29 protein-coding genes are annotated in these 25,205 nt (G+C 52.7%); 11 read left to right on the top strand and 18 right to left on the bottom strand.

Translation table 11 applies throughout. The features are described 5' to 3' along the window. Positions 1–4: 4 nt before the first annotated feature. The 5 genes from RYZ59_RS06720 to sitD all read left to right on the top strand — a co-directional run bounded on the left by RYZ59_RS06720 (position 5) and on the right by sitD (position 4,398). Positions 5–778 carry a DUF4886 domain-containing protein gene (locus tag RYZ59_RS06720; protein ID WP_318045745.1) on the top strand — a complete coding sequence of 258 codons (774 nt, stop codon included), beginning with the start codon at positions 5–7 and terminating at the stop codon, positions 776–778. Between the two features lie 182 nt (positions 779–960). Further along, a complete protein-coding gene (locus RYZ59_RS06715; protein ID WP_318045744.1) occupies positions 961–1,878 on the top strand; it encodes a metal ABC transporter substrate-binding protein in 918 nt (305 codons plus the stop codon). Continuing rightward, complete coding sequence (gene sitB, locus RYZ59_RS06710; protein WP_318045743.1) at positions 1,875–2,690, top strand: iron/manganese ABC transporter ATP-binding protein SitB; 816 nt, start codon at positions 1,875–1,877, stop codon at positions 2,688–2,690. The genes RYZ59_RS06715 and sitB overlap by 4 nt, the downstream gene beginning before the upstream one ends. A gap of 2 nt (positions 2,691–2,692) precedes the next feature. Further along, complete coding sequence (gene sitC / locus RYZ59_RS06705; RefSeq protein WP_202037915.1) at positions 2,693–3,556, top strand: iron/manganese ABC transporter permease subunit SitC; 864 nt, start codon at positions 2,693–2,695, stop codon at positions 3,554–3,556. After that, positions 3,547–4,398, top strand: a complete 852-nt coding sequence (gene sitD, locus RYZ59_RS06700; protein ID WP_137382763.1) for an iron/manganese ABC transporter permease subunit SitD — start codon at positions 3,547–3,549, stop codon at positions 4,396–4,398. The genes sitC and sitD overlap by 10 nt, the downstream gene beginning before the upstream one ends. A gap of 108 nt (positions 4,399–4,506) precedes the next feature. Here sitD and RYZ59_RS06695 read toward each other — a convergent pair whose 3' ends face one another. Beyond that, complete coding sequence (locus RYZ59_RS06695) at positions 4,507–5,112, bottom strand: helix-turn-helix domain-containing protein (RefSeq protein WP_202037913.1); 606 nt, start codon at positions 5,110–5,112, stop codon at positions 4,507–4,509. Positions 5,113–5,179: 67 nt separating this feature from the next. On the opposite strand from RYZ59_RS06695, the gene RYZ59_RS06690 reads away from it, so the two are divergent. The 4 genes from RYZ59_RS06690 (at position 5,180) to mutS (ending at position 9,649) form a co-directional block, all read left to right on the top strand. Then, positions 5,180–5,323 carry a hypothetical protein gene (locus tag RYZ59_RS06690; RefSeq protein WP_170974368.1) on the top strand — a complete coding sequence of 48 codons (144 nt, stop codon included), beginning with the start codon at positions 5,180–5,182 and terminating at the stop codon, positions 5,321–5,323. 224 nt (positions 5,324–5,547) lie between these two features. Next, positions 5,548–6,357 (top strand): transcriptional regulator, encoded by an 810-nt coding sequence (locus RYZ59_RS06685; protein ID WP_318045742.1) that lies wholly within the window; start codon positions 5,548–5,550, stop codon positions 6,355–6,357. Then, positions 6,357–6,875 carry a hypothetical protein gene (locus RYZ59_RS06680; RefSeq protein ID WP_202037910.1) on the top strand — a complete coding sequence of 173 codons (519 nt, stop codon included), beginning with the start codon at positions 6,357–6,359 and terminating at the stop codon, positions 6,873–6,875. The genes RYZ59_RS06685 and RYZ59_RS06680 overlap by 1 nt, the downstream gene beginning before the upstream one ends. A 206-nt stretch (positions 6,876–7,081) precedes the next feature. Beyond that, entirely contained in the window at positions 7,082–9,649 is a 2,568-nt protein-coding gene (gene mutS, locus RYZ59_RS06675) for a DNA mismatch repair protein MutS (RefSeq protein ID WP_318045741.1), read from the top strand. A gap of 120 nt (positions 9,650–9,769) precedes the next feature. Here mutS and RYZ59_RS06670 read toward each other — a convergent pair whose 3' ends face one another. From RYZ59_RS06670 to RYZ59_RS06655, 4 genes are all read right to left on the bottom strand, one after another. Continuing rightward, the gene (locus tag RYZ59_RS06670) at positions 9,770–9,922 is read right to left on the bottom strand and encodes a Hok/Gef family protein (RefSeq protein WP_043017378.1); all 153 of its coding nucleotides are present in this window, start codon (positions 9,920–9,922) and stop codon (positions 9,770–9,772) included. Positions 9,923–10,262: 340 nt separating this feature from the next. Further along, positions 10,263–10,499, bottom strand: a complete 237-nt coding sequence (locus RYZ59_RS06665; protein ID WP_137382758.1) for a non-oxidative hydroxyarylic acid decarboxylases subunit D — start codon at positions 10,497–10,499, stop codon at positions 10,263–10,265. Between the two features lie 10 nt (positions 10,500–10,509). Next, entirely contained in the window at positions 10,510–11,937 is a 1,428-nt protein-coding gene (locus RYZ59_RS06660) for a non-oxidative hydroxyarylic acid decarboxylases subunit C (protein ID WP_318045740.1), read from the bottom strand. After that, entirely contained in the window at positions 11,937–12,530 is a 594-nt protein-coding gene (locus RYZ59_RS06655) for a non-oxidative hydroxyarylic acid decarboxylases subunit B (protein WP_318045739.1), read from the bottom strand. Before RYZ59_RS06655 ends, RYZ59_RS06660 begins: the two co-directional genes overlap by 1 nt. 159 nt (positions 12,531–12,689) lie before the next feature. On the opposite strand from RYZ59_RS06655, the gene RYZ59_RS06650 reads away from it, so the two are divergent. Next, entirely contained in the window at positions 12,690–13,094 is a 405-nt protein-coding gene (locus tag RYZ59_RS06650; protein WP_121584982.1) for a MarR family winged helix-turn-helix transcriptional regulator, read from the top strand. 96 nt (positions 13,095–13,190) lie between these two features. Here the strand turns inward: RYZ59_RS06650 and rpoS are convergent, their stop codons facing one another. The 12 genes from rpoS to cysD all read right to left on the bottom strand — a co-directional run bounded on the left by rpoS (position 13,191) and on the right by cysD (position 23,044). Next, positions 13,191–14,183: an RNA polymerase sigma factor RpoS gene (rpoS, locus tag RYZ59_RS06645; RefSeq protein ID WP_000081498.1), complete on the bottom strand. Its 993-nt coding sequence runs from the start codon at positions 14,181–14,183 to the stop codon at positions 13,191–13,193. Positions 14,184–14,244: 61 nt separating this feature from the next. Beyond that, the gene (gene nlpD, locus RYZ59_RS06640; protein WP_318045738.1) at positions 14,245–15,327 is read right to left on the bottom strand and encodes a murein hydrolase activator NlpD; all 1,083 of its coding nucleotides are present in this window, start codon (positions 15,325–15,327) and stop codon (positions 14,245–14,247) included. 186 nt (positions 15,328–15,513) lie between these two features. Then, positions 15,514–16,140, bottom strand: coding sequence for a protein-L-isoaspartate(D-aspartate) O-methyltransferase (locus tag RYZ59_RS06635; protein WP_061068474.1), 627 nt, complete (start codon positions 16,138–16,140; stop codon positions 15,514–15,516). After that, positions 16,134–16,895 (bottom strand): 5'/3'-nucleotidase SurE, encoded by a 762-nt coding sequence (surE, locus tag RYZ59_RS06630; RefSeq protein ID WP_137382755.1) that lies wholly within the window; start codon positions 16,893–16,895, stop codon positions 16,134–16,136. Before surE ends, RYZ59_RS06635 begins: the two co-directional genes overlap by 7 nt. After that, positions 16,876–17,925, bottom strand: coding sequence for a tRNA pseudouridine(13) synthase TruD (gene truD, locus RYZ59_RS06625; RefSeq protein ID WP_318045737.1), 1,050 nt, complete (start codon positions 17,923–17,925; stop codon positions 16,876–16,878). The genes surE and truD overlap by 20 nt, the downstream gene beginning before the upstream one ends. Next, positions 17,922–18,401: a 2-C-methyl-D-erythritol 2,4-cyclodiphosphate synthase gene (ispF, locus tag RYZ59_RS06620; RefSeq protein WP_005130881.1), complete on the bottom strand. Its 480-nt coding sequence runs from the start codon at positions 18,399–18,401 to the stop codon at positions 17,922–17,924. Before ispF ends, truD begins: the two co-directional genes overlap by 4 nt. A gap of 63 nt (positions 18,402–18,464) precedes the next feature. Further along, the gene (gene ispD, locus RYZ59_RS06615) at positions 18,465–19,178 is read right to left on the bottom strand and encodes a 2-C-methyl-D-erythritol 4-phosphate cytidylyltransferase (RefSeq protein ID WP_271442475.1); all 714 of its coding nucleotides are present in this window, start codon (positions 19,176–19,178) and stop codon (positions 18,465–18,467) included. A gap of 18 nt (positions 19,179–19,196) precedes the next feature. Then, positions 19,197–19,508: a cell division protein FtsB gene (gene ftsB, locus RYZ59_RS06610; RefSeq protein WP_003034163.1), complete on the bottom strand. Its 312-nt coding sequence runs from the start codon at positions 19,506–19,508 to the stop codon at positions 19,197–19,199. A 214-nt stretch (positions 19,509–19,722) separates the two neighbouring features. Further along, positions 19,723–20,046: a DUF3561 family protein gene (locus RYZ59_RS06605; protein ID WP_318045736.1), complete on the bottom strand. Its 324-nt coding sequence runs from the start codon at positions 20,044–20,046 to the stop codon at positions 19,723–19,725. Positions 20,047–20,093: 47 nt separating this feature from the next. Next, positions 20,094–20,699 (bottom strand): adenylyl-sulfate kinase, encoded by a 606-nt coding sequence (cysC, locus tag RYZ59_RS06600; protein WP_271442473.1) that lies wholly within the window; start codon positions 20,697–20,699, stop codon positions 20,094–20,096. After that, positions 20,699–22,126, bottom strand: coding sequence for a sulfate adenylyltransferase subunit CysN (gene cysN, locus RYZ59_RS06595; protein WP_318045735.1), 1,428 nt, complete (start codon positions 22,124–22,126; stop codon positions 20,699–20,701). Before cysN ends, cysC begins: the two co-directional genes overlap by 1 nt. Before the next feature lie 9 nt (positions 22,127–22,135). Continuing rightward, positions 22,136–23,044 carry a sulfate adenylyltransferase subunit CysD gene (gene cysD / locus RYZ59_RS06590; protein WP_137382749.1) on the bottom strand — a complete coding sequence of 303 codons (909 nt, stop codon included), beginning with the start codon at positions 23,042–23,044 and terminating at the stop codon, positions 22,136–22,138. A 254-nt stretch (positions 23,045–23,298) separates the two neighbouring features. Between cysD and RYZ59_RS06585 the strand changes: the two genes are divergently transcribed. After that, positions 23,299–24,342: an aminopeptidase gene (locus RYZ59_RS06585; RefSeq protein ID WP_318045734.1), complete on the top strand. Its 1,044-nt coding sequence runs from the start codon at positions 23,299–23,301 to the stop codon at positions 24,340–24,342. Positions 24,343–24,387: 45 nt separating this feature from the next. On the opposite strand, the gene cysH is transcribed toward RYZ59_RS06585, so the two are convergent. Continuing rightward, the gene (gene cysH / locus RYZ59_RS06580) at positions 24,388–25,122 is read right to left on the bottom strand and encodes a phosphoadenosine phosphosulfate reductase (RefSeq protein WP_318045733.1); all 735 of its coding nucleotides are present in this window, start codon (positions 25,120–25,122) and stop codon (positions 24,388–24,390) included. Positions 25,123–25,205: the final 83 nt, after the last annotated feature.

Raw genomic sequence — 25,205 nt, 5'->3', positions numbered from 1 at the left:
ACTGATGAAAAAGATAACTTTACTTACTGCAGCAACGGCCCTGGCACTGAGCAGTATCTGTGCTCACGCAGATACGTTATTGGCGCCTTCCGCACATGCGAAAATGGATGGCGAGAATAAAATCGTCGCGCTGTATGGCAACTCGTTCACGTTCTATAACAACAATATCAATACCCGATTACGAGATTTGACGCAGTCTTTACTGCCTGATCATGCCAAAGGCTATAAGTATCGGGGTATCACGATTTCCAGCGGTCATTTAGGCTGGCAGATTGAGAATATGCGCTACCAGAATACGTTACAGAAATGGGATGTGGTGGTGCTACAGGGAAACTCCACAGAAACGATTTCAAAGAAAGAAAGCACCCGACAAAACTTCGTTGGCTCTGCCACCCAAATGGCCGACATGGCACATAAAGCGGGTGCAAAAGTTGTCTATTTCATGACCTGGCCGAAAAAAGACAAACCCGAAGACAGCCAAAAACTGGCGGACGCTTATATCTCGATTGCGCAGAAAACGGGGGGATATGTCGCTCCGGTAGGTCTCGCTTTCGAGAAAGCGCGCAAGACCCATCCGGAAATCAACCTGTATTATCATGATGGTGTCCACCCTTCTATTTCTGGTACGTATCTCGCCGCCTGCGTATTCTTCGCCACCCTGTATAACCAGTCTCCGGTCGGCGGCGCGCTTCCTGTTGATACAGACATGACCCCTGCCACCGCCAAAGCGTTACAACAGGTAGCATGGGAAACCGTCACTGAATTCCAGAAGTCATAATCTCCGTTTTTTTCGTCCCCTTCACGCCGGCAATCGTGCCGGTGTGAAACGTATTATCCCCCGTCTATTCCTTAGCACCCTACGCAAATAAGAATTATTTTCATTTGTTTATGCCATGTGCTATATAACATAGCAAAGGCTATATTAGATGATTAATTAACCACTTTGTTGTGAGGGATACTATGCCGCATCTGCCTCGTCTGAAGTCTGTTCTCCTTGCCAGTCTGTTGACGGCACTTGCGCTGTCGCCTGCCTGGGCGAAAGAAAAGTTCAAGGTCATCACGACGTTTACGATCATTGCTGATATGGCAAGCAATGTGGCAGGCGATGCGGCGGACGTCAGTTCAATTACCAAACCCGGGGCAGAGATTCACGAATACCAGCCCACGCCAGGCGACATTAAGCGGGCGCAGGGTGCGCAGTTAATTCTCTCTAATGGTCTCAATCTGGAGCTCTGGTTCGCCCGCTTCTACCAACATCTGTCCGGCGTACCGGAAGTGATGGTCTCAAACGGCGTACAACCGATGGGCATCAGCGAAGGGCCATACAATGGAAAACCCAATCCGCATGCCTGGATGTCGGCAGACAACGCCCTGATTTACGTGGATAACATTCGTGATGCGTTAATGAAGTATGACCCGGAAAACGCAGCGACCTACCAGAAGAATGCCGAGCGCTATAAAGCAGAAATTCAGCAAACGCTCGCGCCGCTCCAGGCCGAACTTGCCAAAATTCCTGCCGATAAACGCTGGCTGGTCACTAGCGAAGGGGCGTTCTCCTATCTGGCACGCGATAACGATCTGAAAGAACTGTACTTATGGCCGATCAACGCCGATCAACAAGGTACGCCGAAACAGGTACGCAAGGTGATCGATACCCTACGGGCGCATCAGATCCCCACGGTATTTAGCGAAAGTACCGTATCCGACAAACCCGCGCGTCAGGTAGCCCGGGAGTCTGGCGCACATTACGGCGGCGTGCTGTACGTCGATTCACTCAGCGCTGCCGACGGCCCGGTCCCGACCTATCTGGATCTACTGCGCGTCACCACGCAAACCATTGTTAACGGCATCAACAAGGGTCTGGAGAGCCAACCATGAGTCACTCTGCGATTACCGTAAATCAGGTTACGGTGACGTATCGCAACGGTCATACCGCACTGCGGGACGCCACTTTTCAGGTTCCGGGCGGCTCAATTGCCGCTCTGGTCGGCGTAAACGGTTCGGGAAAATCAACGCTTTTTAAAGCGCTGATGGGGTTTGTCCAGCTGGCGCAGGGGGAAATCTCTATCCTGCAACAGCCGGTCAGCAAGGCGCTAAAACAGAATCTGATTGCTTATGTGCCCCAGTCTGAAGAGGTGGACTGGTCGTTTCCGGTGCTGGTGGAAGATGTGGTCATGATGGGACGTTTTGGCCATATGGGCTGGCTGCGTCGACCAAAACAAATTGACCACGCCTGCGTGGATGCGGCACTGGCGCGGGTTGATATGCTGGACTATCGCCATCGTCAGATAGGTGAACTGTCCGGTGGGCAGAAAAAGCGTGTTTTTCTGGCAAGGGCCATCGCACAGGACGGACAGGTTATTTTACTGGATGAACCCTTCACCGGCGTGGATGTAAAAACCGAGGCACGTATCATCGGTCTGCTGCGTGAACTGCGTGATGAGGGTCGAACCATGCTGGTTTCCACCCATAACCTGGGCTCGGTCACCGAGTTTTGTGATTACACTGTAATGATTAAAGGCACCGTGCTGGCAAGCGGCCCAACTGACACCACCTTTACCACCGAGAACCTTGAACTAGCATTTAGCGGCGTTCTGCGTCATGTTGCGCTGAGCGGCGGTGAACAGCACGTGATTACCGATGATGAGCGCCCGTTTATTTCGCGTCGCGCGGCACGCGAAGGGGAATAGTCATGAACTGGCTGACAGAACCCTTTGGTTACCAGTACATGCTCAACGCCATGTGGGTTTCGGCGATGGTCGGCGGCCTGTGCGCGTTCCTCTCGTGCTACCTGATGCTCAAAGGCTGGTCGCTGATTGGCGATGCGCTATCGCATTCCATCGTACCCGGTGTTGCCGGAGCCTATATGTTAGGACTTCCCTTCGCGCTGGGGGCATTTCTTTCCGGCGGACTGGCGGCGGGCAGTATGCTGTTTCTCAATCAGCGCTCACGCCTGAAAGAAGATGCCATCATCGGGCTGATATTTTCCTCTTTCTTCGGTATCGGGCTGTTTATGGTGTCGCTCAATCCGATGTCGGTGAACATCCAGACCATTATTCTCGGCAACGTGCTGGCGATTGCGCCGGAAGATATTTTGCAACTGGCGATCATCGGCGTTATCTCACTGACCATCCTGCTGCTGAAGTGGAAAGACCTGATGGTGGTCTTTTTCGATGAAAACCATGCGCGCTCTATCGGTCTGAATCCTGGTCGGCTGAAGCTGCTATTTTTTACGCTGCTCTCCGTTTCCACCGTTGCCGCACTGCAAACCGTCGGCGCATTTCTGGTCATTTGCCTGGTGGTCACGCCTGGCGCGACCGCCTGGTTGCTGACGGATCGCTTTCCACGCCTGCTCACTATCGCGGTCGCTATCGGTAGCCTGACCAGCTTTTTTGGTGCCTGGCTAAGCTACTGGCTGGACGGTGCAACCGGAGGAATTATTGTGGTTCTGCAAACGCTGTTATTCCTGCTGGCGTTCGTGTTTGCGCCCAAACACGGTCTGCTGGCAAACCGCCGCCGCGCCCGACGGGTGAACAAGGAGTCCTCATGTTCTTAACCACATTACTGGAACCCTTTCAGTTCAGCTTTATGGTCAACGCGCTGACCATCTCCGTTATCGTCGCCATACCCTGCGCGCTGCTGTCGGTCTTTTTGGTGTTGAAAGGTTGGGCGCTGATGGGTGATGCCATGAGCCATGCGGTCTTTCCGGGGATTGTACTGGCCTGGATTGCGGGTATTCCGCTGGCGATTGGCGCTTTTGTCGCCGGACTGTTCTGCGCGGTCGCCACCGGGTATCTTGACGATAACAGCCGTATCAAGCGCGATACCCTGATGGGGATCGTCTTTTCCGGTATGTTTGGCGCCGGACTGGTGCTGTATGTGTCAATCCAGTCTGAAATTCATCTGGACCATATTTTGTTCGGTGACATGCTGGGCGTTTCGCTGGGCGATATTGCGCAAACTGCGGTTATCGCTTTAGGGATAGCGCTTATCATCGGGCTCAAATGGAAAGATCTGCTGCTGCATGCGTTCGATCCGCACCAGGCAAAGGCCAGCGGTCTTAACACCACACTGCTGCATTATGGTCTGCTGTGTATGATCGCCCTGACTATCGTCGCGACGCTAAAGTCGGTAGGTATTATTTTGTCGATCTCCTTGTTGATTGCCCCCGGTGCGATTGCGATTTTAATGACACGCAGGTTCGCCCAGGCATTGTTACTGGCTACCGCCATATCGGTTGCAACGTCATTTATGGGTGTATACCTGTCATTTTTCATCGACAGTGCCCCCGCGCCGACGATTGTCGTTTTATTTTCCCTGCTGTTTGTCATCACCTTTATTTATTCAACGCTGCGCGATCGTCATTCCGAGAGTCGGCTTCAGTCGCATGATGTATAAATAACATTTAATGGCATACTGACTAATATTTCTGACGTTGATAAATAGCCATGACATTAATATAGCCTCCTGCAGGAGGCTATATTAACCGTAGATTACAACATCTGTTTATGCCGCGGAATAAGCAGACAGTTTCCCCCGATTGAGCGTAATTTTTCCGTCATTCACCAGCTCCTGTAATACCTTATGAATAGCACTGCGCGAGATATGATTGCGGGTCAAAATGAAGGTATATACGGATGTTTTCTCACGTACCGCGGGCTCCATCCCCCAAATATATTTGACGTGTTCAATAATCAGCTCACGAATGGTTCTGTGCGATTGCAATGTTTCACGCTGGAAATAGCGTTGCAGATGGTGCGCCAGGATATCAAATGCCTGCTTCCAGAGATTTTTAGCGGAAAATAAAAGATCGGCGTTCTGTACACTCATGGCCCACATTTCACAATCGGTGTCGCAGCGTAAATAGTGTCCAGCGACCTCCGTGCGCATTTGCGGTAGTCCAAGGATCGCCGGCGCAGAAATACTTACCGTCACTAAGTCATTTTCTACACGATATACAGAGACCGTCCCTTTCTCCAGAAACAAGATATTTCCATCGACTTTCAGATCTATGCGCTGACGTTTTTTACGCAAGGACAGCCAGGCGTTATCCGATTTCTTTATTTCATCACCAATCAGCACTACAGATTTGTCTATTTCGTTCTGGAACATGGGACTCTCTAACGCAAATAATTGCTTCATCAAAATAATGGTGGAATTTAGTTAACGGACAAAATAAATGTCAGCTTTAATACAAGCTGACATTTATCCCTATCTACCTCTACCACCAGCATTCCCTGGTGCTTTTGACGCGCTAACGGCACTGACGTTGTTCTCGCGTGGTGGCGTCGAGCAGTATATTGCGCTGTCCACAAAGAATTAATGTTTATCACCTTTGTCATCACAATTTCGTCTTTTTGCTCTTTGTACAATAGCCAAAAAGACACAATTCATTGATTTATATGATCTTTATTTTCATTAAAAAGTTACTATTGTTGTAATATTATGCTATCGAATTGCAACACTGCGCGGTTCTGGCGTCTTTTTTGGACAAAGTGTTATCATGAGCCACTGACCACTGGGTGCATCATCAAGAGCTGAGGCATTATGTCCGAGACTGGCAATGTCAGTTATCTAATTGAAAATAAAATAATCTTCACGCCAGGCACACAGTGTCTGACGCGGGTAGACCATCCCGAGCTGCAGATAAAACTTAAACACTCGGCATCACTATGTCTTTTATTACTTATTCAACATCGCGGAAAGGTCGTCTCACAGAACGAATTGCTGGAGTTTGGCTGGGGTAGCAATCATCGCCAGGTCAGCTTCAATGCCTTTTATCAGAGCATCCTGTCTTTACGCAAAAGCCTGCTGCAACTGGAGCTGGAGCTGGAGCAAACGTTCATCACAACGATACCTCGCAAGGGACTGATTATTAATGAAGAGTTTGAAATCCTGGAGATTGCAACACCGGAGAGTATCCCTTTATCCATTGACATACCGGTAGCACCCGAATCTGGCTTAACGCCAGGAGCGGGTATAGAGGCGTTGTTGGCAGAGACACCACGTAAACCACGGGTAACCCCCACTGAAACGATAATGATGGCACTGACACTGATAATCTGCGTGCTGATCGTATTCCCGTGGAAAAGCAGTGATGATTATTTTTCCGGATATATTGCTGCGCCACAAGTATCAACTGACTGTCAGTATTATTTTAATAACGATGCCAGTAATTTTTCCCGGCATACTGCGTTTATCGACAAAAATCCTGCGTTGTGTCAGGACAATAAATTTATCTATATCACGACCTATCCGGAATCAAAAAAATTGTCGGTGCTGTTGTGCCGCTCGCCAATGAAAGGCGAACAAGAAAACGCGTGTCAGTCAGTCTATTACCCACGGTATGATAGCTAATGAATTTACTTCCTCGCACTCCCCGCTTCCGTACCCAGACGGGTATTATCCTGATGCTTTGCCTTTGCGTAATTGCAATTGCCAGCATCTGGCGGCTCGGCAATAATCATAATCACTTGCATAATCTTTCCTGTCGGGCAGCCATTGATATCGTGCGTAATACCGCCTCGTTTAAGGGGATCATTGATATCAAAAGCGGTGATACTAAAGGTATTGTGAATATTGATGGCATTATTAGTGACACCACTAATAATGAACAGACTGTACAACGCATGGTGCTCTTTACGCACTCCAGTTACGGCACCAGCCCGGTATGGGTCTCACAGAAAATTCATGTATCAAATCGTGAAACGGCTCCCGCCAGTTTAATCCAGCAGATCCTGCCCGATTTCTTCCTGACCAACACCAGCGTCTCTAATGTCGATCTTTTCGCACTGAACAGAGATACCTATCTGATTACCAAAGAAGGGATCCCCTATCTGTACTGCCAGAATTATGCTCTGCCGGAAAATGAGTAATCGCCAGGCATTCTGCCGGTACAACCGACGGATGAATCTCAGTGGTTGTCAGTGATAAGATACAGCATTCAGTCTGAGCCAACGCTCACCGTTACTGTCTTTTAGGCGGCTTTCGAATGACAAATTTGTGGGTTTATGTGAGTTTCCAGGGGCTCACATGAGACTTCCCCGGTACCCAAAAAGATTAAAAAAAGAGCAAAGGCGATATGAAAGAGTCACTTGATACGGACTTCACCAACCATACCCCCATGATGCAGCAGTATCTCAAGCTGAAGGCTCAGCACCCGGAGATCCTGCTGTTTTACCGCATGGGCGACTTTTACGAACTGTTTTATGACGACGCGAAACGTGCGTCGCAGCTACTCGATATCTCGCTAACCAAACGTGGCGCATCGGCAGGCGAGCCCATCCCGATGGCGGGCATTCCCCACCATGCGGTGGAAAACTACCTCGCTAAGCTGGTCAATCAGGGGGAATCTGTCGCTATTTGTGAGCAGATTGGCGATCCGGCGACCAGCAAAGGGCCGGTTGAACGCAAAGTGGTACGCATCGTCACGCCGGGTACCATCAGTGATGAAGCGCTGTTACAGGAACGTCAGGACAACCTGCTGGCCGCCGTCTGGCAGGACAGTAAAGGTTTTGGCTACGCCACACTGGACATCAGCTCCGGGCGTTTTCGCGTCAGTGAACCCGCAGACCGCGAGACAATGGCTGCGGAACTGCAGCGCACCAACCCTGCCGAGTTGCTGTATGCCGAAGATTTCGCAGAAACATCGCTGATCGAGGGCCGTCGCGGCCTGCGTCGTCGTCCGCTGTGGGAGTTTGAAATTGATACCGCCCGCCAGCAGTTAAACCTGCAGTTTGGCACTCGGGATCTGATCGGCTTTGGTGTGGAAAACGCGCCGCGTGGGTTATGCGCTGCCGGCTGCCTGCTGCAATATGTAAAAGATACCCAGCGCACCTCACTGCCACATATTCGCTCCATCACCATGGAACGCCAGCAGGACAGCATCATTATGGATGCCGCCACGCGCCGCAATCTGGAAATTACCCAGAACCTGGCCGGTGGCGCAGAAAACACGCTGGCATCAGTGCTTGATTGTACCGTGACGCCAATGGGTAGCCGTATGCTCAAACGCTGGCTGCATATGCCGGTGCGCGATACGCAGATACTGATCGAGCGCCAGCAGACCATCGGCGCGCTACAGGATGCCACCAGCGAATTACAACCCGTGCTGCGTCAGGTGGGCGATCTGGAACGTATTCTGGCGCGTCTGGCACTACGTACCGCGCGTCCACGCGATCTGGCGCGTATGCGTCACGCCTTCCAGCAATTACCGGAACTGCGCGCTCAACTGGAAAACGTAAACAGCGCTCCCGTGCAGATGCTGCGCGAAAAAATGGGCGAGTTCACAGAACTGCGTGAACTGCTGGAGCGTGCCGTGGTTGATGCCCCGCCAGTGCTGGTACGCGATGGTGGCGTTATCGCACCGGGCTATAACGAAGAGCTGGACGAATGGCGAGCGCTGGCTGATGGCGCAACTGATTATCTGGACAGACTGGAGATCCGCGAACGCGAGCGCACCGGCCTGGACACATTGAAAGTTGGATTTAACGCCGTCCACGGTTACTACATTCAGATCAGCCGTGGACAGAGCCACCTGGCGCCGATTAACTATGTGCGCCGTCAGACGCTGAAAAATGCCGAGCGCTACATCATTCCTGAGCTGAAAGAGTACGAAGACAAAGTTCTGACCTCAAAAGGTAAAGCGCTGGCACTGGAAAAACAGCTGTATGACGAGCTGTTCGACATGCTGTTGCCGCATCTGGCGGATTTACAGCAGAGCGCCAGCGCACTGGCAGAGCTGGACGTGCTGGTCAACCTGGCCGAACGCGCTTATACCCTGAACTATACCTGCCCGACATTCAGCGATAAGCCCGGTATCCGTATTGCAGAGGGTCGCCACCCGGTGGTGGAGCAGGTGCTGAGTGAGCCGTTTATCGCCAACCCACTTAGCCTTTCCCCGCAGCGGCGGATGCTGATTATTACCGGGCCAAATATGGGTGGTAAAAGCACCTATATGCGCCAGACCGCGCTGATTGCGCTGCTGGCCTACATCGGCAGCTATGTGCCGGCACAAAAGGTAGAAATAGGTCCAATCGACCGTATCTTTACCCGTGTGGGCGCGGCGGATGACCTCGCATCCGGTCGTTCAACCTTCATGGTAGAAATGACCGAAACGGCCAATATTCTGCATAACGCCACTGAGAACAGCCTGGTGCTAATGGATGAGATTGGACGCGGGACCTCTACCTATGACGGTTTATCTCTGGCCTGGGCTTGTGCTGAAAATCTGGCGAATAAAATCAAAGCACTCACGCTGTTTGCTACCCACTACTTCGAGCTGACTCAGTTACCGGAAAAAATGGAAGGCGTAGCGAACGTACATCTGGATGCGTTAGAGCATGGCGATACCATCGCCTTTATGCACAGCGTACAGGATGGCGCGGCGAGTAAGAGCTATGGTCTGGCGGTCGCGGCACTGGCTGGCGTGCCGAAAGAGGTTATCAAACGCGCACGGCAAAAACTGCGCGAGCTGGAAAGCATCACGCCAAACGCCGCGGCAACGCAAGTTGATGGTACGCAGATGTCACTGCTCAGTGCCCCGGAAGAGACATCACCTGCCGTTGAAGCTCTGGAAAATCTCGACCCGGATTCGCTGACGCCGCGCCAGGCGCTGGAGTGGATCTACCGGTTGAAGAGTCTGGTGTAACGTTGTAATGCCCGATGGCGCTTAGCTTATCGGGCCTACGGCAACAAGCGAGTACTTCTGAAATGGGTGCGAGAGGCCGAAACCAGACCATCAAGACGCGGGGTTTCCCCCGCGTTGTTGCTACTTCTTCGGTTCGTAAGCGAGAACAGCTTTAAACTCCATATTACGCTCTTTGATACTTAACTCGCACAGCGAATCTCGTACCATTAACGTAAATCCCAGCACCGTGAAACACAGCACTACAATCGCCACCAGGGCATATTTTGTCAGCATGTCTTGCCTCCCTGCAAAGAAGAGACTAACATCCAAATTGTTCAGGTTTGTACGCTAGCCTCAGGTTGATAGAACTATCTCCTGGGGCTTTTGTCTTTCCGGGACCTTGCAAATGCTCAAAGCTCAGAAAGCCTCAAGCACCCGTAGCTATTCTATTCCAGGCGTCATCTCCTCGAACAAATTAAGCCATTTGCTATGAGCCTGCTCGCAAAATAACAAGCCCCGGATATTCCGAGGCTTAATATTGGTATGTTCTGCCCGATGACGCTTTGCTTGTCGGGCCTACAAAATACCGCTATGTGTAGGCCGGGTAAGGCGAAGCCGCACCCGGCAATGTTGATTAGCGCTTATCTTCTGCCAGCAGCGGCGGAATACTCGGCACCATCGGTGCGTCATCAATATCCTTCTGCGTCATGCGAAACGCCTGCGGGTAGTGCTCGCGGCTGGTACGCCGTAGCGGTTCGGTATCACGCCAGGTGTACAGACAATGCTGACACTGATATACCGTCCAGACACCTTTCACCGGCGAGACCGCCATCAATTCTATCTGTTCATCAGCACAACGTGGACAAATCATCTGCATCTCCTTATTTACGGTTGGCCAGCATGGCGGTCAGCTTTTCAGCCCAGGCGTGAGTCTCAGGTAAATCACATACCGGCTGGCTGTAATGGCCACGGTTATCCGGGGCAACCGGGGTAGTGGCATCAATAATCAGCTTGTCCGTGATACCTGCCGGGCTGGAGCCAGGGTCCAGTTCCAGTACCGACATATTCGGCAACTGCACCAGATCGCCCGCCGGGTTAACCTTCGACGACAGCGCCCACATCACCTGCGGTAAGTTGAACGGATCAACATCCTCATCAACCATAATCACCATCTTCACATAGCCCAGACCATGCGGCGTCGTCATCGCCCGCAGCCCCACCGCACGGGCAAAGCCGCCGTAGCGTTTTTTAGTGGAGATAATCGCCAGCAAACCGTGGGTATACATGGCGTTAACCGCCTGCACTTCAGGGAATTCTGCTTTCAGTTGCTGGTATAACGGCACACAAGTCGCCGGGCCCATCAGGTAATCGATCTCCGTCCACGGCATGCCGAGATAGAGCGATTCAAAGATCGGCTTCGTACGGTAAGACACTTTATCAATGCGCACCACGGTCATGTTGCGTCCGCCAGAGTAGTGACCGGTAAATTCACCAAATGGCCCTTCTATTTCACGTTTACGGCTTTCGATGACCCCTTCAAGGATCACTTCAGAGCCCCACGGTACGTCAAAACCGGTCAACGGCGCGGTGGCGATCGGGTACGGGCTTTCACGCAGCGCCCCTGCCATTTCATATTCAGACTGATCGTACTTCAGCGGCGTCGCCCCCATCAGCGTGATGATCGGATCGTTGCCAAGGGTGATCGCAATTGGCAGATCCTCGCCGCGTTCTTCCGCTTTATGCAGGTGCAGCGCGATATCGTGCATTGGCACCGGCTGCAGGCCCAGCTTACGCTTGCCTTTTACTTCCATACGGTAAATACCGACGTTCTGCTTACCGAAATTGTCGACATCCAGCGGATCGCGTGAAACCACGCAGGCTTTATCAAGGTAGAAACCACCGTCGCCATCGTTCAGACGAAACAACGGCAGAATATCAAACAGGTTAATATCGTCGCCGTCGACGCTGTTTTCCGTCCACGCCGGATTGGCACGACGTTCTGGCGCAACCGGAAATTTATCCCAGCGGCGAATAAATTCATCGATCTGCTTTTTCACCGGCGTATTCGGTGGTAAACCCAACGAGATAGCGTGGTTCTGCCAGGAGCCGATAGTGTTCATTGCCACACGGGCATCGGTAAATCCACGAATGTTGTCAAACCACAGCGCAGGCGCGCCGTCACCAATACGCCCGGTGGCATTGGCAGCAGCCGCTAAATCCGGTTCAGCGTTCACTTCTTCACTGATTTTCAGCAATTGTCCCTGGTCGTCCAGCGCTTGCAAAAAGCTGCGCAAATCATCAAATGCCATTACTCATTCTCCTGTGAAAAATTCTGCGCCTGCCGTAATCCCTGCCAGCGACGGGCGTTTGGATGCTCCAGACCAAACTGATCGAGCACACGCGCAACGATATGCTGAGTGATGTCATCGACCGTTTGCGGGTGGTTGTAATACGCAGGCATCGGCGGGACCATCGCCACGCCCATACTGGAAAGTGCGAGCATATTTTCCAGATGAATGGTGCTCAGCGGCATTTCACGCGGAACCAGCACCAGCTTGCGTCCTTCTTTTAGCACCACATCAGCAGCCCGCCCCACCAGCCCTTCCGCATACCCAGCCCGAATACCGGCCAGCGTTTTCATGCTACAGGGGATAACAACCATGCCGTCGGTCCGAAACGATCCGGAGGAGATACTCGCCGCCTGATCCGCCGGATGGTGGCAGTAGTCCGCCAGCGCAGACACATCGTGAACGCTATACGGCGTTTCCAGCTCAATGGTCGTTTTCGCCCACTTCGATAACACCAGATGCGTTTCCACTTCCGACATTTGCCGCAGCGCCTGTAGCAGCGCCACGCCAAGCGGCGCTCCCGTTGCCCCGGTCATTCCTACGATGAGTCTCATTCAACCTCTCAATATTGTTCGTGTGCGAACATTTTGCTTAACATACTCCCACAACCGACTCCGGGCAAGGACACCTGGCACAGATAGCTAAAGTCGCGCTTGTTAAAAAATCACGCGTTACCCGCTATGATAGAGGCCGATCGTTTGCCCGGAGTTCCCATGGAGTTACGTAATACCGCGTTTCATTTACTACGCCAGCTTTTTCAAAAGCATACGGCTCGCTGGCAGCAGGCATTACCGGAACTGACTAAACCTCAGTACGCAGTGATGCGGGCCATTGCTGAACGTCCTGGTATCGAGCAAGTTGACTTAACAGAGGCCGCGGTGAGTACGAAAGCTACGCTTGCGGAAATGCTGAGCCGGATGGAAAGTCGGGGGCTGGTAAAACGCGAGCACGATCCGGCAGATAAGCGCAGGCGATTTGTCTATCTGACGCCTGAGGGTGATGCATTGCTTACCCACGTGACACAGCTGGGAGACAGTATAGATAATGAGTTTCTCGGGCGGCTTAGCGCGCAAGAACGCGAACAGTTTACGTATCTGGTGCGTAAGATGATGGGGTAATGTCCCGGATGACGGCTCCGCCTTACCCGGTCTGCATATCCACTAAAGAAAAAGGCCAGTCCCAATAGAACTGGCCTTTCTTGATAGAACTTGTGCTTACTCGCGGAACAGCGCTTCGATATTCAGCCCCTGCGTCTGCAGGATTTCACGCAGACGACGCAGACCTTCAACCTGAATCTGGCGAACACGTTCACGGGTCAGGCCAATTTCACGGCCCACGTCTTCCAGTGTCGCAGCTTCGTACCCCAGCAGACCAAAACGACGTGCCAGCACCTCACGCTGTTTGGCGTTCAGTTCGAACAGCCATTTGACGATGCTCTGTTTCATATCATCGTCTTGCGTGGTGTCTTCCGGACCGTTTTCCTTTTCGTCGGCCAGAATATCCAGCAACGCTTTTTCGGAATCGCCACCCAGCGGGGTGTCTACCGAGGTAATGCGCTCGTTGAGTCGGAGCATACGGCTGACGTCATCAACCGGTTTATCCAGTTGTTCCGCAATCTCTTCTGCGCTCGGTTCGTGGTCCAGTTTATGCGACAACTCACGCGCGGTACGCAGATAGACGTTCAGCTCTTTTACAATGTGAATCGGCAGTCGGATCGTACGGGTTTGATTCATAATCGCCCGTTCGATCGTCTGGCGGATCCACCAGGTCGCGTATGTTGAGAAGCGGAACCCGCGCTCAGGGTCAAACTTCTCGACGGCACGGATAAGCCCCAGATTGCCCTCTTCAATCAGGTCCAGCAACGCCAGACCACGATTGCCATAACGACGAGCAATTTTCACCACCAGACGCAGGTTACTTTCAATCATGCGGCGGCGAGAAGCGACATCTCCACGCAGTGCGCGACGCGCAAAATAAACTTCTTCTTCGGCTGTTAACAGTGGCGAATAACCAATCTCACCAAGGTAAAGCTGAGTCGCGTCCAACACACGCTGTGTGGCCCCCTGCGATAACAGCTCTTCTTCAGCCAGGTCGTTATCACTGGGTTCCTCTTCACTCAAGGCTTTCTCATCAAAAGCCTCTACTCCGTTCTCATCAAATTCCGCATCTTCATTTAAATCATGAACTTTCAGCGTATTCTGACTCATAAGGTGGCTCCTACCCGTGATCCCTAACGGAACTAGCACGTGAAAGCCTGGTTCCGCCGAATTATCGCTGCGGTAAATAGCGCAGCGGGTTTACGGATTTCCCCTTGTAACGAATTTCAAAATGCAAGCGTGTAGAACTGGTGCCGGTGCTACCCATGGTAGCTATCTTCTGCCCCGCCTTGATTTCTTGTTGTTCCCGGACCAGCATTGTATCGTTATGGGCGTAGGCACTCAGGTAATCATCGTTGTGTTTGATGATAATAAGATTACCGTAACCACGCAGCGCGTTACCGGCATACACGACGCGTCCATCTGCGGTCGCGACAATAGCCTGTCCTTTGCTGCCTGCAATGTCGATCCCTTTATTGCCACCTTCGGTAGCTGCGAAGTTTTCGATCACTTTGCCGTCAGTCGGCCAGCGCCAGGTAGAAATCGGCGAACTGGTAGAAGTTGAGCTTGCAGTCGATTCGGTTGCACTAACTGCCGGAGCCGTTACAGGCGCTGTGACGACGGTCCCAGCAGGCTTGTTGTTCGGCAACATTTTGTTAGCACTTTGTTCACCTGAATCCTCAGAATACGTAATTGTTGGTTTCGAAGCAACAGCAACGGTGGAATTTTGTGCAGGGTTGGTCACAACTCCTTGCTGTGCTGCATCCGCCTGGGTGATGGCATTACCACCGGTAATCGGTGCACCCGACGCGTTGCCCACTTGCAGAGTTTGTCCGACATTCAGGCCATACGGGGCCGGAACGTTATTGCGTTGTGCGAGGTCACGGAAATCGTTCCCGGTAATCCAGGCAATATAGAAAAGCGTATCGCCTTTCTTAACAGTATAGGTACTGCCACCCGTATAGCTACCTTTCGGAATATTCCCATATTGACGATTGTACACAATCCGCCCGTTTTCCATCTGGACAGGCTGCTCTGCAACCGGCTGAAGCTGTGTTGGCTGAGTCGCCGGGCGTTGCACCGGTTGGATCTGTGGCGTTTGTTGTACTGTCGCCGTTGATCCCATTTTTGGTGGGGGCGTGATCAGCATACCGGAGCTGGTGTTCGACGATGAGTTGCCGCCAACAGAGCTGACCGGCGCTGGTGGATTCGAGGTGTTTGAACAACCTGCCAGCCATAATGAAACCAGTGACAATGCCGCAATACGGCGAACGGTAAATTTGTGGCTTCCCGCGCTCATTTATCCCCCAGGAAAATTTGGTTAATACCCAGTGACGTAATCACCGTGCAAAGCATCGGACTGGACACTGGAAAACGTGACCACGATACGCTTACTAATTCCAGAATATCCAGGAAAACTCCAGGTATTCAGCAGCGTTAGCTACGCTAGCTCCCCTTTGACTAAGGGAACAAAGCGTACGGCTTCCACGGTGTCGATAATAAATTCGCCTCCCCGACGACGAACCCGTTTCAAAAACTGGTGCTCATCGCCCACGGGCAAGACGAGAATGCCGCCTTCATCCAACTGCATCATCAATGCCGTTGGGATCTCAGGCGGTGCAGCCGTCACAATGATAGCGTCAAACGGCGCTCGAGCCTGCCAACCTTGCCATCCATCACCATGACGGGTCGAAACATTATGTAAATCAAGCTGCTTCAGGCGACGACGCGCCTGCCATTGCAAACCTTTAATGCGCTCAACAGAGCACACGTGATGCACCAGATGCGCCAGGATCGCCGTCTGGTAGCCAGAGCCGGTACCAATTTCCAGTACCCGCGATTGCGGCGTTAGCTCCAGCAGCTCGGTCATGCGAGCCACCATATAGGGCTGTGAGATGGTCTGCCCCTGGCCAATCGGCAGGGCGATATTATCCCAGGCCTTATGTTCAAACGCCTCATCAACGAACTTTTCACGCGGCACAGCGGCGAGTGCATCCAGGACATGCTCATCTCTGATGCCCTGCGCACGTAATTGTTCAAGGAGAGTGTGTACGCGTCTGCTTACCATTGCGTGTCGACTCCCACGCTGTCTAACCAGTCAGAAACAACCTCATGCGCACCGTATGCGGTTAAATCGACATGCAGTGGCGTGATAGAAACATAGCCTTCATCAACGGCAGCAAAGTCCGTATCCGGACCGGCATCGCACTTTTCGCCCGGCGGCCCGATCCAATACAGCGTATTACCACGCGGGTCCTGCTGTGGGATCACCTGATCCGCCGGATGACGGCTGCCACAGCGGGTGACTCGCATACCTTTGATCTGATCCAGCGGTAAATCCGGCACGTTGATATTCAAAATGCGACCGGTGCGCAGCGGTTCACGGCTCAGCGCCCGTAAGATACGACAGGTTACTGCGGCAGCAGTATCGTAGTGTTTATGCCCATCGAGCGAGACCGCCAGCGCAGGGAACCCCAGATGACGACCTTCCATCGCCGCCGCAACGGTACCGGAATAAATAACATCATCACCCAGATTAGGACCCGCGTTAATACCAGAAACGACAATGTCCGGACGCGGACGCATTAATGCGTTTACGCCCAGATAGACGCAATCGGTAGGCGTACCCATTTGCACGGCGATATCGCCGTTATCATAGGTAAACGTGCGAAGTGAGGATTCCAGCGTCAGCGAGTTAGACGCGCCACTGCGGTTACGATCCGGGGCAACCACCTGTACGTCAGCAAACTCACGCAGCGCTTTCGCCAGCGTTTGTATACCGGGCGCGTGGACCCCATCATCGTTACTCAGCAATATACGCATAATCACCCATTGTGTTAATAAGTTCCCTTACAACACTGGTGGCGAAGCTACCTGCCGGTAGCCAGAAGCGCAACTCGACGGTTACGTCATCCCACCAGTTCCAGCTTAATTGTTGTGGATACAGCAACATAGCGCGGCGCGATGCCTCAACTTTCTCGCGCAATAACAGAGACTGTAGCGCGGTTTCGTCAGCAATAGCCGCCTCTTCAAACGCCAGAGCATCGCGCTGAGTTCCCCACTCACCGCAGCCCGGTAGTGCCGCTGTTACCATCAATTCTTTTTCATCAACACGACGCTGTAATTCGGTCTGTTCGTCCCGTGTGGCGACAAACCAGCTTCCGCGTCCCGACAATTGTAGCGCATCGCCGTCAACAACTTGATTAAAGTCTGTTTTTTTCAAGCGTTCATTGACTATCTGATTAAACAACGCGCTACGGGCCGCCGACAACCAAAAACTGCGTTTATTGCGATCGCGCACCGGCGCATCGCTTTGCGCCCAGCGCAGCGCCCCTTGCAGGTTGCTGCCGCCGATACCAAAACGCTGAGCGCCGAAATAGTTCGGGACGCCGCGCTCGCTAATCGCCTGTAAACGCGCTTCAACATCATCACGCTCGCTCACTTCACGCAACACCAGCGTAAACGCGTTGCCTTTCAGTGCGCCTAAACGCAGCTTACGCTTGTGGCGGGCGTACTCCAGCACTTTACAGCCTTCAAGCTCAAATTTGCTTAAATCGGGCATTGCATTACCCGGCACGCGCGCGCACAGCCACTGCTCGGTGACAGCATGCTTATCTTTCTGTCCGGCAAAGCTGACTTCGCGGGCGTGGATTTTAAGGAATTTGGCTAGCGCGTCAGCCACAAAACGGGTGTTACAACCGTTTTTCAGAATACGCACCAGAACGTGCTCGCCTTCGCCATCCGGTTCGAAGCCTAAATCTTCGACGACGACAAAGTCTTCCGGATTCGCTTTCAGAACGCCATGGCCGAGTGGTTTGCCATGGAGATACGTCAAATCTTCAAACGCAGTCATTTCGTTGCCTTAATGAGTAACGCCACCGCTTCACAGGCAATCCCTTCCCCACGCCCGGTGAAACCGAGTTTTTCCGTGGTGGTCGCTTTCACGTTAACATCATCCATATGGCAGCCGAGATCTTCGGCAATAAACACCCGCATTTGTGGAATGTGCGGCAGCATCTTCGGCGCCTGAGCAATAATAGTGACATCCACATTACCAAGCGTATAGCCTTTAGCCTGAATACGCCGCCAGGCCTCACGCAATAACTCGCGGCTATCGGCACCTTTGAACGCAGCATCGGTATCCGGGAAGAGTTTACCAATATCGCCCAACGCCGCCGCACCCAGCAGGGCATCGGTTAGCGCATGTAATGCCACATCGCCATCAGAATGCGCCAGCAATCCTTTTTCATACGGGATGCGCACACCACCAATGATAATTGGGCCAACACCGCCAAAGGCGTGTACGTCAAAACCGTGTCCAATTCGCATTATGCATTCTCCTGATAGACACATCATCCTTCAAGCCGCCTTTGTATTGGCCGCCTCGGTACATCATGAATGATGCTGTGTAGGGGTTGTTCGGGTCAGATAAAATTCCGCCAGTGCCAGATCTTCCGGACGGGTGACTTTAATGTTGTCAGCGCGTCCTTCAACCAGCAGCGGATGAAAGCCGCAATATTCCAGCGCCGAGGCCTCATCCGTAATGGTTGCGCCTTCGTTTAGCGCTCGGGTCAGGCAATCGTGTAACAGCTCGCGTGGGAAATACTGCGGTGTCAACGCATGCCATAAATCGGTGCGTTCGACCGTATGAGCAATCTCGGTCTTACCCGGCTCCGCACGTTTCATGGTGTCGCGTACGGGAGCCGCCAGGATACCGCCGATACGGCTGGTTTCACTTATTGCCAGTAAGCGGGCTAAATCATCCTGATGCAGACATGGCCGCGCGGCATCATGCACCAGTACCCACTGAGCGTCTCCAGCGGCTTGCAAACCAGCAAGGACAGAATCGGCACGCTCATCGCCGCCATCCACCACGGTAATTTGCGGATGCGCTGCAAGTGGAAGTTGGGCAAAGCGGCTGTCGCCGGGACTGATAGCGATAACGACACGCGTCACCCGGGGATGCGCCAGTAGCGCATCAACCGAGTGTTCAAGAATGGTTTTATTGCCAATTGAGAGGTACTGCTTAGGACACTCCGTCTGCATTCGGCGGCCAAATCCGGCAGCCGGCACCACGGCGCAAACGTCCAATAAAGTGGCTGCCATGTTAAATCCTTGGCTGGTTTATCGATTGTTTTGCCCTGCGGTCTGTGCGCGTTTAGACGCGTCAGGGACCAGGCGATAAAACGTTTCGCCCGGCTTAGTCATGCTGAGTTCGTTGCGTGCGCGTTCCTCGATAGCTTCCTGGCCGCCATTGAGATCGTCAATTTCAGCAAAGAGCTGATCGTTACGCGCTTTAAGTTTCGCGTTTGTAGCTTGCTGCGCAGCAACATCATCGTTGACGCGACTATAGTCATGTATGCCGTTCTTACCGAACCACAGCGAATACTGTAGCCAGACCAATAAAGCCAGCAACAGCAGCGTTAGTTTACCCATCCTGCCCCCTGAAAAACGGCATTAACATCCCATAACTTCCGTCGACGATTTTACGTCTGCGGGCGGGAATGCCGCGACAACGCGGGCAAATGTACCACATTTGCCCGTTGTTACGTATACCCCGTGTAAGGAGAACATAATCTCATTGTTGGTTACGGTTTGAATTAGAGCTGCCGGTATGCAGCACCACTCGCCATGACAAAAGGGAAGTGGCCTAGCCCAGCAGCCACAGGAACAAGGCGCCAAACATCGACCCAACCACCAGCAGGGTAAACGTAACGCTTAGCAGCAGCCGTCCCTGCATAAGCGAATGCAGGGCAATACCCGCCACAATGGCGACGGGCAGCAACGCGAGGAAAAAAGGCCAGGTATAAAGGAAGAAAAACAGCGTATTAGGGCCATACATCAGGCACGGGAACCCCAGCGCCAGCAACCACGCGGCAAAACCGACAACGGCACCCGGTAGTGACCAGGTGGTTTCGTCGTCGGCGGCGAAAGTCTCTGACTCTGTAATAGTAATGTTATGGCTGTTACGCATATCTAATCCTGTGACCGTGACTGACCGGGCATGCAAGCTCGGGTGTCTCAGGATCTGATAATATCTTCCTGCCTCAGCAGGTCTAATAATTGAGAGACCAAATTTGTTACTAATTGTTCACCATTCAGATGAATCTCTGGCGATTCAGGCGCTTCGTATACCGAGTCAATGCCAGTAAAATTGCGTAACTCACCCGCCCGCGCTTTTTTATACAACCCTTTTGGATCACGTGATTCACAGGTTGCCAGCGGCGTATCGACAAACACCTCTATAAAACGCCCATGACCCACACGTTCGCGAACCATCTGTCGTTCAGCACGATGAGGGGAAATAAAGGCAGTCAGTACCACTAGCCCCGCATCCACCATCAGGTTAGCCACTTCGCCAACCCGGCGAATATTCTCCTTACGATCGGCATCGCTAAATCCGAGATCGCTGCACAGGCCGTGGCGCACGTTATCGCCATCCAGCAGATAGGTGCTAACCCCCTGCTTGTGCAGCGCTTCTTCCAGCGCTCCCGCTACCGTGGATTTACCGGAACCAGACAGCCCGGTAAACCACAGCACAACACCACGATGGCCGTGGTGTTGCTCCCGCTGTTGCGGCGTAACAGGATGGGCATGCCAGACGACGTTTTCGTCATGCAGCGCCATTATTTTCCTCCCAGCAGATCGCGCGCACCCCAGTGTGGGAAGTGGCGACGCACCAGCGCATTGAGCTCCAGTTCAAACGCGCTGAACGGGGATGCCGTGGCCGGCTCCTGGACGATCGGCTCGCGTACCAGTCCCGCCCCGACGGTGACGTTCGTCAGACGGTCAATGATAATCAGGCCGCCCGTGACCGGATTATGCTGATAGGTATCCAGCACCAGCGGTTCATCAAACGTCAAATTAACCAGACCGATGCCGTTCAGCGGTAAGGCTTCGACTTCACGCTGGGTCAGGTTGTTTATATCGACCTGATATTGCACGCTATCTACGCGTGCGCGGGTCTTCTTACCTGCGACTTTTATGTCGTAGCTCTGCCCTGGCGACAACGGTTGTTCCGCCATCCACACCACATCAACTGCAGCGCTTTGTACTGTCGGCAGCGTTTCACCGGCATCAAGTAACAGGTCGCCCCGGCTAATATCGATCTCATCTTTTAGCACAAGGGTAATAGCTTCACCGGCATGCGCTTCCTGCAAGTCGCCATCAAACGTGACAATCCGGGCGACGCTCGACTCAACGCCAGACGGCAACACTTTGACGCGTTGTCCCACCTTCACACTACCGGAGGCCAGCGTTCCGGCATAACCACGAAAATCAAGATTTGGGCGGTTCACATACTGCACCGGGAAGCGCATCGGCTGCGTATCGACAACACGTTGGATTTCAACGGTTTCAAGCACTTCCAGCAGCGTCGGACCGCTGTACCACGGCATGCTGAAACTTTGCGACGCCACGTTGTCACCTTCCAGTGCTGAAAGCGGTACAAAACGGATATCCAGGTTGCCCGGCAACTGCTCTGCAAAGGTCAGATAGTCTTCACGAATGCGGTTAAATGTCTCTTCGCTAAAATCCACCAGATCCATTTTGTTGATCGCAACGATCAGATGTTTTATTCCCAACAGCGTAGAAATAAAGCTGTGACGGCGGGTCTGATCCAACACGCCTTTACGCGCATCGATCAGCAGGATCGCCAGATCGCAGGTCGACGCGCCGGTTGCCATATTGCGGGTGTACTGCTCATGACCGGGAGTATCCGCAATGATAAATTTGCGTTTTTCGGTGGAAAAATAACGGTAGGCCACATCAATAGTGATACCCTGTTCGCGCTCGGCCTGCAAACCGTCAACCAACAGCGCCAGATCGAGCTTCTCGCCCTGCGTGCCATGACGTTTACTATCGTTGTGCAGCGATGAGAGCTGATCTTCGTAGATCTGTCGGGTATCATGCAACAGACGTCCAATCAGGGTACTTTTCCCATCATCCACGCTACCGCAGGTTAAAAAGCGCAGCAGACTTTTGTGTTGCTGGGCAACCATCCAGGCTTCAACGCCGCCTTCATTAGCAATTTGTTGTGCAAGTGTCGTGTTCATGGCGGCTCCTTAGAAATACCCCTGACGTTTCTTCAGCTCCATGGAGCCCGCCTGGTCGCGGTCAATCACGCGGCCCTGACGTTCGCTGGTGGTTGAGACCAGCATCTCTTCGATGATTTCTGGTAGCGTCTGCGCATTAGATTCCACCGCGCCAGTGAGCGGCCAGCAGCCGAGAGTACGGAAACGCACCATCCGTTTTTTAATAACCTCACCAGGCTGCAGATCGATCCTGTCGTCGTCAATCATCATCAACATGCCGTCGCGCTCAAGCACCGGACGCTCCGCCGCGAGGTACAGCGGTACGATGTCGATATTTTCCAGCCAGATGTACTGCCAGATATCCTGTTCCGTCCAGTTAGAGAGGGGGAATACGCGAATGCTTTCGCCTTTGTTAATCTGGCCGTTGTAGTTATGCCACAGCTCCGGGCGCTGGTTTTTCGGGTCCCAGCGGTGGAAGCGGTCGCGGAAGGAGTAAATACGCTCTTTGGCACGCGATTTCTCTTCGTCACGACGTGCGCCGCCGAATGCTGCGTCAAAACCGTATTTGTTCAGCGCCTGCTTCAACCCTTCGGTTTTCATAATGTCGGTATGCTTGGCGCTACCGTGGACAAACGGGTTGATGCCCATCGCCACCCCTTCCGGGTTTTTATGTACCAGCAGTTCGCAGCCGTAGGCTTTTGCCGTGCGGTCACGAAACTCATACATCTCGCTGAATTTCCAACCGGTATCAACGTGCAGCAGAGGAAACGGCAGTGAACCAGGATAAAACGCTTTGCGCGCCAGATGCAGCATTACGCTGGAATCCTTGCCGATGGAATACATCATCACCGGATTCGAAAACTCGGCGGCCACCTCACGAATGATATGGATGCTTTCCGCTTCCAGTTGCCGCAGGTGGGTAAGTCGTTTTTGATCCATAACCGTTCCTATGTATTGCCGTTATTTTGCTAACGAAGTTCAGATAACCTGACTATAGGGAGGGCAAGAGAGCGAATGAAATTACGAATTGGAATGAGTAGTTCCTCAAAGGAATAACGATTTGGAAAAGCAAAGTTCAAAAAGTGCTTAAGCCGCCGGATTTCGGGCATTTAGGAGCAAATGAAATTGTTTTACTTCGATCACGGTTTCATACTATCGGCTAAAAATTTCTGCTTGGTATTTAAGGACTCACTATGTTTTCCGCATTGCGCCACCTGACTACCGCCCTGGCGCTCGGCGCGTGCTTTATCCTTCCCGTACAGGCAACCTCTTCGAAGCCCGGAGATATGGCAAATACTCAGGCCCGATATATCGCAACATTCTTTCCTGGCCGCGTGACGGGCTCTCCGGCAGAAATGCTCTCTGCTGATTATTTACGTCAGCAATTTCAGCAGATGGGCTATCGCAGTGATATTCGGACGTTTAATAGCCGTTATATTTATACCGCCAAAGACAACCGTAAGAACTGGCATAACGTGACGGGCAGTACCGTCATTGCAGCACATGAAGGCAAAGCACCGCAGCAGATTATTATCATGGCGCATCTCGACACTTACGCCGCGCAGAGCGATGCCGATTCCGATGCTAATCTGGGCGGATTAACCTTGCAGGGCATCGACGATAACGCCGCAGGTTTGGGCGTCATGCTGGAGCTGGCTGACAAACTTAAAAATGTGCCAACACAGTACGGCATTCGGTTTATCGCCACCAGCGGCGAGGAAGAAGGCAAACTGGGTGCAGAAAATACCCTCAAGCGCATGAGTGCAGCAGAGAAGAAAAATACGCTGCTGGTTATCAACCTCGATAACCTGATCGTCGGGGATAAGCTCTACTTCAATAGTGGGAAAAGAACCCCGGAAGCCGTACGAAAACTGACGCGCGACCGGGCGCTGGCAATTGCACGCAGTCGCGGTATCGCCGCCAGTACCAACCCGGGCCTGAACAAAGACTATCCGAAAGGAACCGGATGTTGTAACGATGCCGAGGTCTTCGACAAAGCGGGAATCGCCGTACTCTCGGTAGAAGCAACCAACTGGAGCCTGGGTAAAAAAGACGGTTATCAGCAACGCGCCAAAACTGCCTCTTTCCCCGCCGGTAACAGCTGGCACGACGTGCGTCTGGACAACCAGCAGCATATCGATAAAGCGCTTCCAGGCCGGATTGAACATCGCAGCCGCGACGTCGTACGCATTATGCTGCCGCTGGTCAAAGAACTGGCAAAGGCGGGTAAACCCTGAAGAAGTGGTCCGGTAGGATGTAAATCTTACCGGGCCACTTTCCTGTTACCCTTCGTGCAGCCCACATTCGCGTTTCAGCCCGAAGAAGCGCGTCTCTTCTTCTGCCATGCCTGGCTCCCATTTACGCGTCGTGTGGGTATCACCCACTGACAGGTAGCCTTGATCCCACAGCGGATGATATTTCAGACCGTGTTTTTGCAGATACTGGTATACCGTACGGTTGTCCCAGTCGATAATCGGCAGCACTTTAAATACGCCGCGCTGAATAGCCAATACCGGTAAATGTGCACGGCTACCGGACTGCTCGCGGCGCAGACCCGCAAACCAGGTTTGTGCGTTCAGCTCTTTCAGCGCCCGGTTCATGGGTTCGACTTTGTTGATGTCATTGTATTTCTCAATACCTTCAACACCCTGTTCCCACAACTTGCCGTAGCGCGCTTCCTGCCAGGCCGCGCTCTCTTTCGCTCGGTAGACCTGCAGGTTGAGTTTGAGTTTGTCCGTTAACGCATCGATAAACTGGTAGGTTTCCGGGAATAAATAGCCAGTATCGGTGAGGATCACCGGGATATCCGGGCGAATCTGGTTCACCAGATGCAGGCTGACCGCCGCCTGAATACCAAAACTTGATGAAAGGACATATTCACCGGGCAGATTTTCCAGCGCCCACGCTACGCGTTCTTCCGCGCTCAGCTTTTCCAGTTGGCTGTTGGTTTCTGCCAGTGCCATAACACGCTCAACTTTTGGCAGTGCGTTCAGGCCATTTAGATCGAGTCTGGACATAAGTTCCTCGCTATATGCCTTGCCTGATGGCATCTCGCTTATCAGGCCTACGCAGACTGTAGGCCGGATAAGGCATTCATGCC

Source organism: Citrobacter sp. HN-141 (assembly GCF_033341895.1).
Classification (GTDB): Bacteria; Pseudomonadota; Gammaproteobacteria; order Enterobacterales; family Enterobacteriaceae; genus Citrobacter.
Note: the sequence above shows the minus strand (reverse complement) of the source record. Positions and strands in the feature narration are given on the sequence as shown.

Coding starts and splice junctions, on each gene's coding strand:
- RYZ59_RS06720 (WP_318045745.1), top strand. CDS start 5: ATGAAAAAGATAACTTTACTTACTGCAGCAACGGCCCTGGCACTGAGC.
- RYZ59_RS06715 (WP_318045744.1), top strand. CDS start 961: ATGCCGCATCTGCCTCGTCTGAAGTCTGTTCTCCTTGCCAGTCTGTTG.
- sitB (WP_318045743.1), top strand. CDS start 1,875: ATGAGTCACTCTGCGATTACCGTAAATCAGGTTACGGTGACGTATCGC.
- sitC (WP_202037915.1), top strand. CDS start 2,693: ATGAACTGGCTGACAGAACCCTTTGGTTACCAGTACATGCTCAACGCC.
- sitD (WP_137382763.1), top strand. CDS start 3,547: ATGTTCTTAACCACATTACTGGAACCCTTTCAGTTCAGCTTTATGGTC.
- RYZ59_RS06695 (WP_202037913.1), bottom strand. CDS start 5,112: ATGTTCCAGAACGAAATAGACAAATCTGTAGTGCTGATTGGTGATGAA.
- RYZ59_RS06690 (WP_170974368.1), top strand. CDS start 5,180: ATGTCAGCTTTAATACAAGCTGACATTTATCCCTATCTACCTCTACCA.
- RYZ59_RS06685 (WP_318045742.1), top strand. CDS start 5,548: ATGTCCGAGACTGGCAATGTCAGTTATCTAATTGAAAATAAAATAATC.
- RYZ59_RS06680 (WP_202037910.1), top strand. CDS start 6,357: ATGAATTTACTTCCTCGCACTCCCCGCTTCCGTACCCAGACGGGTATT.
- mutS (WP_318045741.1), top strand. CDS start 7,082: ATGAAAGAGTCACTTGATACGGACTTCACCAACCATACCCCCATGATG.
- RYZ59_RS06670 (WP_043017378.1), bottom strand. CDS start 9,922: ATGCTGACAAAATATGCCCTGGTGGCGATTGTAGTGCTGTGTTTCACG.
- RYZ59_RS06665 (WP_137382758.1), bottom strand. CDS start 10,499: ATGATTTGTCCACGTTGTGCTGATGAACAGATAGAATTGATGGCGGTC.
- RYZ59_RS06660 (WP_318045740.1), bottom strand. CDS start 11,937: ATGGCATTTGATGATTTGCGCAGCTTTTTGCAAGCGCTGGACGACCAG.
- RYZ59_RS06655 (WP_318045739.1), bottom strand. CDS start 12,530: ATGAGACTCATCGTAGGAATGACCGGGGCAACGGGAGCGCCGCTTGGC.
- RYZ59_RS06650 (WP_121584982.1), top strand. CDS start 12,690: ATGGAGTTACGTAATACCGCGTTTCATTTACTACGCCAGCTTTTTCAA.
- rpoS (WP_000081498.1), bottom strand. CDS start 14,183: ATGAGTCAGAATACGCTGAAAGTTCATGATTTAAATGAAGATGCGGAA.
- RYZ59_RS06635 (WP_061068474.1), bottom strand. CDS start 16,140: ATGGTAAGCAGACGCGTACACACTCTCCTTGAACAATTACGTGCGCAG.
- surE (WP_137382755.1), bottom strand. CDS start 16,895: ATGCGTATATTGCTGAGTAACGATGATGGGGTCCACGCGCCCGGTATA.
- truD (WP_318045737.1), bottom strand. CDS start 17,925: ATGACTGCGTTTGAAGATTTGACGTATCTCCATGGCAAACCACTCGGC.
- ispF (WP_005130881.1), bottom strand. CDS start 18,401: ATGCGAATTGGACACGGTTTTGACGTACACGCCTTTGGCGGTGTTGGC.
- ispD (WP_271442475.1), bottom strand. CDS start 19,178: ATGGCAGCCACTTTATTGGACGTTTGCGCCGTGGTGCCGGCTGCCGGA.
- ftsB (WP_003034163.1), bottom strand. CDS start 19,508: ATGGGTAAACTAACGCTGCTGTTGCTGGCTTTATTGGTCTGGCTACAG.
- RYZ59_RS06605 (WP_318045736.1), bottom strand. CDS start 20,046: ATGCGTAACAGCCATAACATTACTATTACAGAGTCAGAGACTTTCGCC.
- cysC (WP_271442473.1), bottom strand. CDS start 20,699: ATGGCGCTGCATGACGAAAACGTCGTCTGGCATGCCCATCCTGTTACG.
- cysN (WP_318045735.1), bottom strand. CDS start 22,126: ATGAACACGACACTTGCACAACAAATTGCTAATGAAGGCGGCGTTGAA.
- cysD (WP_137382749.1), bottom strand. CDS start 23,044: ATGGATCAAAAACGACTTACCCACCTGCGGCAACTGGAAGCGGAAAGC.
- RYZ59_RS06585 (WP_318045734.1), top strand. CDS start 23,299: ATGTTTTCCGCATTGCGCCACCTGACTACCGCCCTGGCGCTCGGCGCG.
- cysH (WP_318045733.1), bottom strand. CDS start 25,122: ATGTCCAGACTCGATCTAAATGGCCTGAACGCACTGCCAAAAGTTGAG.